Annotated in this window: 12 protein-coding genes; 6 read left to right on the top strand and 6 right to left on the bottom strand. The window is 71.8% G+C overall.

The window, feature by feature from the left end:
* Positions 1–68: 68 nt before the first annotated feature.
* From ACRWK8_RS21230 to ACRWK8_RS21210, 5 genes are all read right to left on the bottom strand, one after another.
* Entirely contained in the window at positions 69–839 is a 771-nt protein-coding gene (locus ACRWK8_RS21230) for a sirohydrochlorin chelatase (RefSeq protein WP_431872409.1), read from the bottom strand.
* Positions 836–1,537: a phosphoadenylyl-sulfate reductase gene (locus ACRWK8_RS21225; RefSeq protein ID WP_378739599.1), complete on the bottom strand. Its 702-nt coding sequence runs from the start codon at positions 1,535–1,537 to the stop codon at positions 836–838. Before ACRWK8_RS21225 ends, ACRWK8_RS21230 begins: the two co-directional genes overlap by 4 nt.
* On the bottom strand, positions 1,534–1,740 hold the full coding sequence (locus ACRWK8_RS21220; protein ID WP_378739601.1) for a hypothetical protein: 207 nt from the start codon (positions 1,738–1,740) through the stop codon (positions 1,534–1,536). The genes ACRWK8_RS21225 and ACRWK8_RS21220 overlap by 4 nt, the downstream gene beginning before the upstream one ends.
* A gap of 88 nt (positions 1,741–1,828) precedes the next feature.
* Complete coding sequence (locus tag ACRWK8_RS21215) at positions 1,829–3,526, bottom strand: nitrite/sulfite reductase (RefSeq protein WP_431872407.1); 1,698 nt, start codon at positions 3,524–3,526, stop codon at positions 1,829–1,831.
* 180 nt (positions 3,527–3,706) lie between these two features.
* The gene (locus tag ACRWK8_RS21210; protein ID WP_338042027.1) at positions 3,707–3,796 is read right to left on the bottom strand and encodes a putative leader peptide; all 90 of its coding nucleotides are present in this window, start codon (positions 3,794–3,796) and stop codon (positions 3,707–3,709) included.
* 117 nt (positions 3,797–3,913) lie between these two features.
* On the opposite strand from ACRWK8_RS21210, the gene ACRWK8_RS21205 reads away from it, so the two are divergent.
* From ACRWK8_RS21205 to ACRWK8_RS21185, 5 genes are all read left to right on the top strand, one after another.
* Positions 3,914–4,915: a YihY/virulence factor BrkB family protein gene (locus ACRWK8_RS21205; RefSeq protein ID WP_378739605.1), complete on the top strand. Its 1,002-nt coding sequence runs from the start codon at positions 3,914–3,916 to the stop codon at positions 4,913–4,915.
* A gap of 115 nt (positions 4,916–5,030) precedes the next feature.
* Positions 5,031–5,870 (top strand): hypothetical protein, encoded by an 840-nt coding sequence (locus ACRWK8_RS21200; protein WP_431872404.1) that lies wholly within the window; start codon positions 5,031–5,033, stop codon positions 5,868–5,870.
* A gap of 55 nt (positions 5,871–5,925) precedes the next feature.
* Complete coding sequence (locus ACRWK8_RS21195; protein ID WP_431872402.1) at positions 5,926–6,684, top strand: hypothetical protein; 759 nt, start codon at positions 5,926–5,928, stop codon at positions 6,682–6,684.
* A 386-nt stretch (positions 6,685–7,070) separates the two neighbouring features.
* Entirely contained in the window at positions 7,071–8,552 is a 1,482-nt protein-coding gene (locus tag ACRWK8_RS21190; protein WP_431872400.1) for a hypothetical protein, read from the top strand.
* A 29-nt stretch (positions 8,553–8,581) separates the two neighbouring features.
* Positions 8,582–9,310: a hypothetical protein gene (locus ACRWK8_RS21185; protein WP_378739613.1), complete on the top strand. Its 729-nt coding sequence runs from the start codon at positions 8,582–8,584 to the stop codon at positions 9,308–9,310.
* Positions 9,311–9,401: 91 nt separating this feature from the next.
* On the opposite strand, the gene ACRWK8_RS21180 is transcribed toward ACRWK8_RS21185, so the two are convergent.
* Complete coding sequence (locus ACRWK8_RS21180) at positions 9,402–10,601, bottom strand: MFS transporter (protein WP_378739615.1); 1,200 nt, start codon at positions 10,599–10,601, stop codon at positions 9,402–9,404.
* Positions 10,602–10,905: 304 nt separating this feature from the next.
* On the opposite strand from ACRWK8_RS21180, the gene ACRWK8_RS21175 reads away from it, so the two are divergent.
* Positions 10,906–11,466 carry a GNAT family N-acetyltransferase gene (locus ACRWK8_RS21175; protein WP_352388045.1) on the top strand — a complete coding sequence of 187 codons (561 nt, stop codon included), beginning with the start codon at positions 10,906–10,908 and terminating at the stop codon, positions 11,464–11,466.
* Positions 11,467–11,497 lie beyond the last annotated feature (31 nt).

The raw sequence follows: 11,497 nt of genomic DNA, 5'->3' as shown, positions 1-11,497 counted from the left end.
CCCCGGACGCGCCGGGGTTGGGCGGCCCTCCGGGCCGCCCGACCCTCACACCGACGCCGTCCGCACCCTCACGCCAGGGCGTGCCGGGCCGCGACCGCGGCGTCGTAGCGCTCCAGCACCACACGCGCGAGCTCGGGCACGTCCCCGAGGGCGTCCGCGACCACCGCGGCCCCCGCCGCCGTCGACTGCGCGCGGACCCGGTCGGAGAAGAACCCGGGCGCCAACAGGTAGCCGCTGACCGCCACCCGGCGGTGCCCGCGCTCCAGGAGCTCCCGCACCGCGTTGCCCGGGCTCGGCTCGGCCGCCGAGGCGTACGCCGCCACGACCTCCGTCCACGGGCCCCGTCCGGCCAGCTCGCGGGCCATCGCCCCGATCACCTCGTTGGCCCCCGCGTCACTCGACCCGGCGGAGGCGAGGACCAGCGCCGTCCCGGGCTCGGCGTACGCACCGGCCTCCGCCAGGCGCCGCTCCACCGCCTCCAGCAGCAGCGGATGCGGACCCAACGTCTCGGAGTAGTGGATCCGCAGCCACGGGCCGCGCTCACGGGCCCGATCGAGGACCGACGGCAGGTCCACCTTGCTGTGGAACGCGGCCGTCAGCAGCGCGGGCAGGACCACGACCTCACCGGCGCCGCCGGAGGCGAGGCCGTCCAGTGCCTCCTCGACCCCGGGTTCCACGTGGTCGAGGAAGGCCAGGCGCACGTCCAGCCCCGGCCTCAGGGCGCGGACCCGGTCGAAGACGGCGGAGACCGCCGCCGCCGACCTCGGGTCCCGGCTCCCGTGCGCCACCGCCAGCAGCGGGATCGGGGCGCGCGGCCCCGCATCCCCGTCAGCGCTCATACGTGGATCCCGCACTCGGTCTTGCCGGTTCCGGCCCAACGCCCGCTCCGGGGGTCCTCACCCGGCTCCACACGGCGGGTGCACGGCTCGCAGCCGATCGAGGGGTACCCGTCGTACTGGAGCGGGTTCACCATCACCCCGTTCTCGGACATGTAGGCGTCCACCTCCTCCTGGGTCCACCGGGCGATCGGATTGACCTTGGTCATCCGTCGACGCCGGTCCCACTGCACCACCGGGGTGTCCCGGCGGGTGACCGAGTCCTCACGGCGCAGCCCCGTCAGCCACGCCGAGTACGGCTCCAACGCCCGCTGGAGGGGTTCCACCTTGCGCAGGTGGCAGCAGATGCCGGGGTCACGACCGTGCAGCCGGGGGCCCAGGACCAGGTCCTGCTCGGCCACGGTCCGGGACGGTTCCACGTTGATCAGGGTGATGTCGTAGACGGAGGCCACGGCGTCACGGGTGCCGATGGTCTCGGGGAAGTGGTAACCCGTGTCGAGGAAGATCACGTCGATCCCGGGAGCGGCCCTGGACGCGAGGTCCACCATGAGCGCGTCCGCCATGGAGGAGGTCATGCAGAGTTCGGAGCCGAAGGTCTCGGCGGCCCAGGCGATGATCTCCGGGGCCGAGGCCTCCTCCAGCTCACGCGCGGCACGCGCGGCCAGCTCCGGTCCGCCCGTCGTGGCGATGGTGGCGTTCATTCGTTGCCTTCCGTCGGTCTGGAGGGGGCCCCGCCCGCGGAGAACGAGGCGGAGCGCAGGCCCACGTACTTGACCCGGAACACCCGGGCGCAGGACAGGCAGGCCCAGGGGTAGCCCTCACCCCTGACGGCGGCGCCCTCCTCGGGCATCAGGTCCTCGTCGCCGCAGTAGGGGCAGTAGTAAGGCGCGGCCCTTTCGGACACGGCACACCTCTTCCTTCCAGTGGACCCGGCCCGGGGCAGGGGGCCGGGCGGGCCCGGGCGAGCACCGCCCGGACCCGGGGTCAGGTCGTCACTTCAGGTCCGCGTCGTCGGCGCGGCCCGCCCAGGCGGCGAAGTTCTCGCCGTCCCCGCGCTGCTCCCGGAAACGCCGGAGCACCCGCTCGACGTAGTCGGGGAGGTCGTCGGCGGTGGTCTTCAGCCCGCGGATCTTCTTGCCGAAGGCCTGGGTCAGTCCCATGCCGCCGCCCAGGTGGATCTGGTAGCCCTCCACCTGCTCGCCCCGGTCGTTCATGACCAGCTGGCCCTTGAGACCGATGTCGGCGACCTGGATGCGCGCGCAGGAGTTCGGGCAGCCGTTGACGTTGATGGTCACCGGCTCCTCGAAGTCCGGGAGCCGCTTCTCCAGTTCGTCGATGAGGGTCGCGGCGCGGTCCTTGGTCTCCACGATCGCCAGCTTGCAGAACTCGATGCCGGTGCAGGCCATGGTCTGGCGGCGGAACACGCTCGGGTTGACCTGGAAGCCCTCGGACTCCAACGCGGCCGTGATCGACGGGACCCGCTCCTCCTCGATGTCGAGGATGACCAGCTTCTGGTCGGCGGTGGTGCGGACGCGGTCCGACCCGTGCTCCTCCGCGATCTCCGCGACCCGCAGCAGCGAGGTGCCCGAGACCCGGCCCACCTTGGGCGCGAAGCCCACGTAGAACCGGCCGTCACGCTGGCGGTGCACGCCCACGTGGTCGCGGCGCACCCCCGGGTCCAGCTCGGGCTCCGGGCCGTCGGGGAGCGCGTAGCCGAGGTACTCCTGCTCCAGGACCTCGCGGAACCTCTCCGCGCCCCACTCCTTGATGAGGAACTTGATCCGGGCGCGGGTGCGCAGGCGGCGGAAGCCGTAGTCGCGGAAGATCGCGCAGACCCCGGCCCAAACCTCGCTCACCTGGTCCGGTCGCACGAAGGTGCCGAGCCGCTGGGCGAACATCGGGTTGGTGGACAGCCCGCCGCCGACGAACAGGTCGTACCCGGCCTCGCCCGACGCGTCGCGCACGCCCACGAAGGCCACGTCGTTGATCTCGTGGTTCACGCAGTGCACGGTGCACCCGGACAGCGACGACTTGAACTTGCGGGGGAGGTTCGAGTAGAGCGGGCTCCCGATGTGCTCGGCGTAGATCTGCTCGATCTGCTCGGTGGGATCCAGGACCTCGTCCTCGGCCACCCCGGCCAGGGGGCAGCCCAGGATCACGCGCGGGGTGTCCCCGCAGGCCTCCGTGGTGGACAGCCCCACCGACTCCAGCTTCTCCCAGATCGCGGGGACGTCCTCGACCCGGATCCAGTGGTACTGGACGTTCTGCCGGTCGGTGATGTCGGCGGTGTCGCGTCCGTAGTCACGGGAGATCTCCGCGACCGCCCGCAGCTGGGCCGCCGACAGCTGGCCGCCGTCGATGCGCACCCGCAGCATGAAGAAGCGGTCGTCGAGTTCCTCGGGCTCCAGCACGGCGGTCTTGCCGCCGTCGATGCCGGGGGCGCGCTGGGTGTAGAGGCCGAACCAGCGGAAGCGCCCGCGCAGGTCGGCGGGGTCGATCGAGTCGAACCCGCCCTTCGCGTAGACGTTGATGATCCGATCGCGGACGTTGAGCCCGTCGTCGTTCTTCTTGTTCTCCTCGTTCTTGTTCAGCGGTTCGCGGTAGCCGAGGGCCCACTGGCCCTCACCACGGCGGCGCTTGGGCGGGGCTGACGTGGGTGCCTTGCCGGGCTGCGCGGAAGAGGGAGGCATCGCGGGTGTCTCCGTTGGGGTCGCGGGGTGCTCACGGTCCCGGCGCCCGCACCACTGGCCCGTGGACACCGCACGTCGTCGTGGACGGTGTCACGGGTGAAGTCCGTGTGGGAGTTCGAGGAAGAGGAGGAGCGCCGGGGCCGCGCGCACCCCTGAGGGTGCGTCAAAAGGCGGCGAGAGTTATCCGACGCTGCAACAGATGGCGCTGCTGACCCGAAGGAAGTCCACGTGGCGGCGCACGCGGAGCATGGGGTCGAGGACAGCGTTCATGTTTCGAGAATGACACGGGCGTCCGGCGCTTGTCCAGGTGTGCCCCAGGAGCCCGAATGTGAGTCACGTCATGCCCGCGTGGTGCCGACCGCTCCGAGGAGCGCTAACGTTCTCCCTGTGGTGGGATTCTGGGAGGGCCTGTGGCGCATGGCCGACGCCTGGCTGCGACGCCATCCCGTCTTCCACAGCGGCACGCTGCTCGTGCTGCGCACCATCCGTGCCCTCTCCCGTGACCGGGTGGTCGGCCTGGCCGCCGAGTCGGCCTTCTTCGCCCTGATCTCCCTCCCCGCGCTGCTGCTCTGCCTCCTGGGCGCCCTGGGTCCGCTGGCCATGGTGTTCGGGGAGGACCTCGTGGTGGAGATCCGCGAGTGGATGCTGGACCTGGCGGCGCGCATCCTCACCCCCGCCACCGTCGAGAGCGTGGTGGAGCCGCTGGTCGACGACTTCCTCGGTGGCGTTCCGGGCGGGGTCCTCTCGGTGACCTTCGTGGTGTCCCTGTGGTCGGGTTCGCGGGCGATGAACGTCTTCATCCGCTCCATCACCATCTCCTACGGTCTGGACGAGCTGCGCGGCTGGCTGTGGCAGCGGGTGCTCGCCTTCTTCGCCTACCTGGGCGGGCTGCTGTTCGCGGTCCTGGTGCTGCCGGTGATGGTGGCCGGGCCCGACATCGTCCACGAGCTCCTGCCGCTCACCGTGGGCCGCCTCAACCTGTTCTACTGGCCGCTCGTGGGTCTGCTCGTCACCGCCGCGGTGACGCTGCTCTACGCGCTGAGCGTGCCCGTGCGCACGCCGCTCTGGCGGCACCTGCCCGGGGCGCTCCTGGCCACCCTCGTGCTCCTGGCCGGGTCGGCGGGCCTGCGCGCCTACCTGGACGCCTCCTTCGGGCAGGTGAGCATCTACGGTTCGCTGTCCGCTCCCATCGCGATCCTGGCGTGGCTGTACGTCATGGCGATCGCCGTACTGGTCGGGTCCTCGCTCAATTCCGAGATCGACGCCCTGTGGCCCACGGTGCGCACCGCCGCCGCCCGAGCGGAGCTCGCCAACCGTCACTTCGAGAGGGCCGACCGGCTCGCCCAGCGGCGCGAGCAGGCGGTCATCGACACCCTCAACGGTCGCTGACCACAAGCGGCCAGCATGATCGTCCAGCCGGGATCCTCGGTATTTTCGTACCGCGTCCAGCGGGAGGCCGCGAACCCGCCGCCCCGAGCCTGGACCTCCCCCCGAAAGGCCCCCAGTGCCCTCCCCCTCCGGGCCCCCGAACCACGCGTCCACACGCCTGCTGGTCGGCTCGATCATGGCCGCCTCGCTCGGCTACGTCCTGTGGTCTTGTCTCACCGTGGACCATCCGCTTCGTACGGGATCCCCGTTCTCCCTGTGCGCCCTGGTCCTCGTCGTCCTGTGCGTGGTGCTCTTCGCGGCCCTGCCCCAGCGCTCCGGCGCACCCCCGGAGGGACCGGGGCGGCACGCGGCCCTCGTCTGGATACCGTGGCCGTTCGCCCTGGGTCCCCTGGTTCTGGTGTCCTCCGAACCGGGTCTCCTCCCGTGGCTGTGGCCGCTCCTCCTGCTGCCCCTGACGGCGTTGGTCCTGGTCTTCCTCTCCCATCGGGCCCGTCGGCGCTCGGGTCCCGACGGGCCCCGAGGGTACGCGACGCGTCCCGCGCGGAGCTTCGGCACGGCCGCCCTGACCACGGCCCTGGTGAGCATCACGCTGCACTTGCTCCTCACCAGCACGGCCCTGAAACAGGGCGGACCCTCCTTCTCCCTCGTTCTGTGCGTGCTGGTGGCCGTGCTGGTCACGCAGATCCTCCTGGGAGTCGCCCGCGCCCTGCCAGCTCGGACCGCCGGTACCGAGGAGCCCCGCGCCGACGGTGGTGCCGCCTTCGTCTGGGTGGCCTGGCCCATGGTTCTGGTCGCGGCGCTGCCGACGGTGACCAACCTGATCCACCCGGACGGCGCCTCGTCTCTGTGGCCCCTCGGCCTGTTCCCGCTGGGCGCCCTCGGCTTCGCGGTCCTCAGCACACGCGCGTTCTCGCGGGAACGCGCCGAACGTGTGAAGGAGGGGGGATCCGCGTGAGGTCCTCGTCGACACCGACCGTTTCTCTGACTCACCGACTGCTGGGAGAGGGCCGATGAGACTCTCCGCCGTGTTCCTCGTGGTCACCCTCCTCTCCCTGGTCCTGGCCCTCTACCTGGGATTCTGGGGTCCTCCGTTCCCCCTCGTGCTCATCGTCGGGTACGTCCTCGGCGCCCTGAGCGTGTACCTGGTGCGGATGGCGTTCCTGATCTCGCCCGCCGAGGACGAGCGGGAGCGGCGCGCCGCTGGAGGCCTGCACCGGTTCCTGTTCGGGATCGTGGCGCACCTCCTGTGCGCTCTGCTCCTGGCGGTCACCGTGATCACCCTCGTCTGGCGCGGCTCCTGGGGGGTGGGTTTCCTCCTCGTGTTCACCGTCCCCCTGTACGTCCTGGCGATCGTCTGCCAACTACGGGAGGCCGGGCGCCCCCCGCCCCGGCCGGGGCCGATGATCGTCGGCTGGGGCGCGCACGTGGTTCCTTCTCCGGGCTGGTCGGTCCTGCACCTGGGTGTCCCCTCACAGCGCCCGGGCGGACTGAACAGGCTGAACCCCCGGCTTCAGGTGGACGGCGAGAACGTCCTGAGCCTGTCGGCGGGTCAGCGGGCGACGGTCGTCCTGCCCCCGGGGCGGCACCGGGTCCGCGCGCTCATCTCCCTGCAACGCTCGGCGCCGCTGGAGGTCGACCTGCGCCCGGGGGAGGAGGCGCACGTCGAGCTGCGCTACTGGCCCAACCCCTGGGCGAGCGGAGGGCGACGGGCCCTGGAGCTCGCGAGGGTCGGCGCACCCGCCGCCCGTGGGCCCGGGACTCCCGTGTGAGCGGCGGGCGCGTGGGCAACCGCCCACCCCATGGCCGGATCCGGCCAATTTCGGCGTGAACCTGATCGCCATTTGGGGTGTCCTCTCCAGCGTGAGTAGGTTGCCCAGGCGTGCCCCCACACCCTCCTGCGCGAGTCGCAGCAGGTCAGTGGTGTCGGGTGGCCAGCACGCGGGGGTGGGACGGGGCAGGTGTCCGGTTCCTTGATGGCGAAACGGAGTGAACATCCTCTGAGACGGTCAGTATCATCACGTGCAGCATTGACTACTCGTGTGCCGTTCGACCCCCGTTGGCGGACTCCGTCACGCCGCCACCGACCGTCATCGCTGATCGTCCCCCTGCTCCCGTACACGAACAGGTTCACGTTCCCCATGCCTTCGGAGACACCATGAGTCGGGCGTCCCGTCCGGAGCACCCCCGGCCCACCGCCGTCATCGTCATCGCGCCCGACGAGCGCAGCGCGGAGATCGTCATCGAAGGGCAGCGCCAGGTGGTCACCGGGCTGGCCCCCAAGGAGACGCGACGCGCGGCGCTGGACGTCGCCACCGGCTACGCCGCCCACATCGGGCAGCCGGTGCTGGTCGACGCGCGCGACGCCAACGGATACTGGCGCCTGGTCGCGACCCCCTCGGGCGTCGTGCAGGCGGCGGACCAGGCGCTCTCGGACCGGTCCCAGCAGTCCGCGCCCGGCGGGGCCGCCGCCGGACCGGCCTCGGACCAGGACTCGTCACCCCCGGCGGAGGGCAGGGGCGGCGCGGGCCGCAAGGTCCTCATCGGGGGAGCGGTCGTGCTCGCCCTGCTGCTCGTCCTGGGCGGCGGTGTGGTCGTCACCAACGTCATGCTGGGCGGTTCCGCGCCCTCCGCCGAGGACGAGGAGCCCGACCCCACGGGAGTCCCCCTGGAGTTCCCGCCCCCGCCGGGTTACGCGGGCACGGTCGACTTCAGTGAGGAACTGGCCCCGGAGACCCAGCCCGGCATCAGCCGTGACGGTGCCTCCCTGGCCTACATCGACCCGGGGGAACAGCTCAACCTCCTCGGACCCGAGGGCACCCGCGAATGGTCGGTGGACCTGCCCTTCGAGGCGGGCGCGGGCCTCGGCGCCCCCCGCTTCGTCGAGTACGGCGGCGAGGACGCCATCGTGATGGAGACCGCCGACACCCTGTGGTTCTGGCCCGTCTCGGGTGAGGGCGCCGTCAGTGTCGCGCTCCCCGAGTCCGGCTCCGCCCGGTACGCGGGCGACTCCGTCCTGGTACGCACCGAGGACGCCTCGTACCTGCCCATCGACGGCGAGCTGGTGGAGTTCGAGGCCCCGGGCAGCTCGGAACCGATGCTCGCGACGAACGGCCGCGCCCTGACGGCCGTGCTCAACGGTCCCTGGCAGTGGGTGCAGCCCGGCGAGGATGACGAGGAGGTCCGGGCGGAGAGCCCCCACGGGGCCGGTGACATGGAGAACGTCGTCACCGCCCTGCGCGAGTACGTCATCGTGCGCTGGGAGGCGCAGGGCGGCGACGGCTCGATCCTGGCCTTCCACGACCGCGAGGACGGCGCCGTGCTCGGCGCGGCGGAGATCGCGGAGGACGCCCTGGAGGGGGTCAGCCACCTCTCCGGGCCGATCGGCACCGAACTGGTCGCCTACGGTCCGGTGCTGTTCTCCCCCGCCACCGGTGAGACGACCGTCGTGCCGGGCTTCGCACCCGAGATCACGGTCGGTGAACAGGTCTTCGGAGAACTGGAGGGGAGCCGGGTGGCCATGGACGCCACCGGCACGCCCACCGAGGTTCACGAGGACGCACAGACTCCGCGCGGCCTTCTCGGCGACCGCGCGGTGGTGGTCCACGAGGGCCGCCTGTATGCCATCTCCCCTGAATAGTTCACTAGCAAGCGAAAGAAAGGAGTGGGATGTCCCTTAAGAAGCGGGTATTCACCGTCACGGCGGCCAGCCTGTTCATGGCCGGCTTCTCGGTGACTCCGGCCTTCGCGGCCGAGACCGCGGAAGAGACCGTCCCCGATGTCGCCCCTGAGGCCGCCCCCGCGGCGGTCCAGGAGCCTGCCCCCCTGTTCGAGGCGACCCCCGTCGTGGAGCAGGCGTTCGAGGAGGTCGCCGCACCTCCGGTGCTCATCGACCTGCCGATCCTGCCCGACCCGGGTGACGGCGAGACGCCGGGTCCGGACCCGATCGATCCCCCGGACCCGATCGACCCGCCCGACCCGGTCGACCCGCCGGACCCGGGTGACGGCGAGACGCCGGGCCCGGACCCGGACCCGACGGACCCCCCGGACCCGGACCCCACCGATCCTCCGGACCCGGACCCGACGGACCCCCCGGACCCGGACCCGACCGACCCTCCGGACCCGGACCCGACGGATCCCCCGGACCCGACGGACCCGCCGGAGAACCCGGACGGTGGTACCGACCCGGGTGACAACAGCCCGCCCCCCGGCGACGACTCGCCCGGGGCCAAGGCCCCGAGCGCTCCGGCGCCGGCCGCCGGTGACACCACCGGTGGCGGCGAGCTCGCCGCCACGGGCGTCGACATGTCGGGCTTCGTGCTCGGCGGCGCCGTCGTGGCCGGTATCGGTGCTCTGGCCCTGTGGGTCGGCAGCCGCCGTCCGGGCATGGCTGAGTAACACCGCGTCCACTCCCGCGTTCTCGCGGGGCTGACGTGGGGAGGGCCCCGCCCGCCGGAGGAATCCGGTGGACGGGGCCCTCCCGTGTGACTCAGGACCGTGGACGCAGCGCGGAGGCGAGCAGGAAGGCCGCCACCCCCGCCGCCGCGATCGCCCAGAGGGCACTGCCGAGCGTGAGCGAGTCGGCGAGGAAGCCCACCAGGGGAGGGAAGGCCAGGAACCCGGCACGGCCCAGCCAACCCACCACCGTCACCCCGTCGCCGGTACGGACCCCGGGGATGTTCCCGGCGGCGGCCAGCGTCAGCGGGAACAGGGTGGACACGCCCAGCCCCATCACACCGAAGCCGATGACCGTGGTCACCGGGTGCGGCAGGAGCAGAGCGAAGGCCAGCCCTCCGGCGGCCAGCAGACCGCAGGCGTGCCCCACCGCCACCGCGCCGAACCGGTCGGTCACCCGGTCGCCCAGCAGGCGCCCCACCGTCATCATCGCCTGACAGGCCACGAACGGCATGGCGGCCAGGAACAGCGGCGCGCCCAGTTCGGTGCTCATGTACACCGCGCCCCACGAGGCGGCGGAGTCCTCGATGCCACCGGCCATCATGAGCAGCACGCCCAGCATCCCCAACAGGAGGAGGCCCTTGGCGGGGATACGGGCCCGGCTGCCGTCGTGGCCGTTGACCCCGTCCTCGCGCTCGGTGTTCTCGGGACCGGGCAGCAGCATGCGGCTGATCGCGAGGTTGACCACCACCAGCACCGCCGTCACCCCGGACAGGTGCCAGAGGATCGGCACGCCGGAACCGGCCATGGCGGCGCCGAGGAGACCGCCGGAGACCGCCGCCAGGCTCCACACCGCGTGGAAGGTGTTGATGATGCTCCGCCGGTAGCGGCGTTGCACGCGCAGACCGTGGGAGTTCTGGGCCGAGTCGGTCCAGGCGTCGGCGGAGCCCATGACGAAGAGCGCGGCGGCGAGCATCCACCAGTTCTGCGCGAGGGCGATGAAGGGAAGCGCTCCCAGGGAGAGCAGACTCGTTCCCACGGCGGTCCGCCCGCTGCCGAACCAGTGGATCAGCGGTCCCGCGAGCATCCCGGTCAGGATCGCCCCGAACGGCATCGCCGCGATCGCCAGCCCCAGCTCCGCGTTGGTCAACCCCAGGTGGACCTTGATCACCGGCAGCCACGGCACGGCGTTCGTGTACGTGAACCCGTTCACGAAGAACAGGGTGGACACCGCGACCCGGGCGCGTCTGGCCTCGGGCGGGGGTCCGGTGGACGTGTCGGTCTGCGCGTTCAAGGAGGGCTCCAGGAGTCGATTCGGTGCGTGCGGATGGTATCCGGCGCGCGGTCCGGGACACAGACATTTTCTCGGGGTCCAGGGCCGGGCTTGCCATGGGACCCGGAGCCGATTTACATAGGGGGTCCGTCCCCGTCGACGTGGAACCCCGGAGGTCCCACCCCCACCCCCGTTCTCCCATCAGAGGCCCCTGACACCGGCCCGCCCCCGCGGCCCGCTCCCGCGTAGGCGCCCCCTGCCCGCCGACTCCCTCACACCGGGACGCGCCGTGCCCTGACGGCCCCGGTCGGAACCGGAAGATCAGATGATCAGAACGAGCGCGCTGCGAGAAACGCCCACGCTGACCGGGAAGAGCGTACGACTGGTTCCCCTGGGACCCGAGCACACGGACGCCTACTTCGCGGCGGGCCTCGACGAGGAGGTCAGACGTCTCACCGGATCCCACGGCCACATCACCTACCAACAGGCGCGCGACTGGTGCGAGAGTCGCGCGGGCCGCACCGACCGGCTGGACCTGGCCATCATCGCGCCCCGGGACGGCCGGTACCTGGGTGAGCTGTCCATCTACGGGGTCTCGCCGGAGAACGAGACCGCCGGGTACCGCATCGCCCTGTCCGCGATCGAGTTCACCGGGCAGGGGCTGGGACGGGAGGCCACCCAACTGGTCCTGGAGTACGCGTTCGAGCAGATCGGTCTGCACCGGGTCTGGTTGTACGTCTACGCCTTCAACATGCGCGCCATCGCCGTCTACCGTTCCTGCGGCTTCTACGTGGAGGGGCGGCTCCGTGACGCCCTCCTCTGGGAGGGGCGCCGCCACGACGCCCTGCTGATGGCGGTGCTGCGCGGTGGGACCCGGGGTCGCTGACCCCCCGGACTCCGGGCAGGGGTGGTTTTTG

Origin of the sequence: Nocardiopsis eucommiae, from assembly GCF_965344335.1 — a bacterium.
GTDB lineage: Bacteria > Actinomycetota > Actinomycetes > Streptosporangiales > Streptosporangiaceae > Nocardiopsis > Nocardiopsis eucommiae.
Note: the sequence above shows the minus strand (reverse complement) of the source record. Positions and strands in the feature narration are given on the sequence as shown.

What these genes read in the sequence shown, in the direction of transcription:
- ACRWK8_RS21230 (WP_431872409.1), bottom strand. Translation starts at nt 839, where the DNA reads ATGAGCGCTGACGGGGATGCGGGGCCGCGCGCCCCGATCCCGCTGCTG.
- ACRWK8_RS21190 (WP_431872400.1), top strand. Translation starts at nt 7,071, where the DNA reads ATGAGTCGGGCGTCCCGTCCGGAGCACCCCCGGCCCACCGCCGTCATC.
- ACRWK8_RS21225 (WP_378739599.1), bottom strand. Translation starts at nt 1,537, where the DNA reads ATGAACGCCACCATCGCCACGACGGGCGGACCGGAGCTGGCCGCGCGT.
- ACRWK8_RS21185 (WP_378739613.1), top strand. Translation starts at nt 8,582, where the DNA reads ATGTCCCTTAAGAAGCGGGTATTCACCGTCACGGCGGCCAGCCTGTTC.
- ACRWK8_RS21195 (WP_431872402.1), top strand. Translation starts at nt 5,926, where the DNA reads ATGAGACTCTCCGCCGTGTTCCTCGTGGTCACCCTCCTCTCCCTGGTC.
- ACRWK8_RS21215 (WP_431872407.1), bottom strand. Translation starts at nt 3,526, where the DNA reads ATGCCTCCCTCTTCCGCGCAGCCCGGCAAGGCACCCACGTCAGCCCCG.
- ACRWK8_RS21210 (WP_338042027.1), bottom strand. Translation starts at nt 3,796, where the DNA reads ATGAACGCTGTCCTCGACCCCATGCTCCGCGTGCGCCGCCACGTGGAC.
- ACRWK8_RS21175 (WP_352388045.1), top strand. Translation starts at nt 10,906, where the DNA reads ATGATCAGAACGAGCGCGCTGCGAGAAACGCCCACGCTGACCGGGAAG.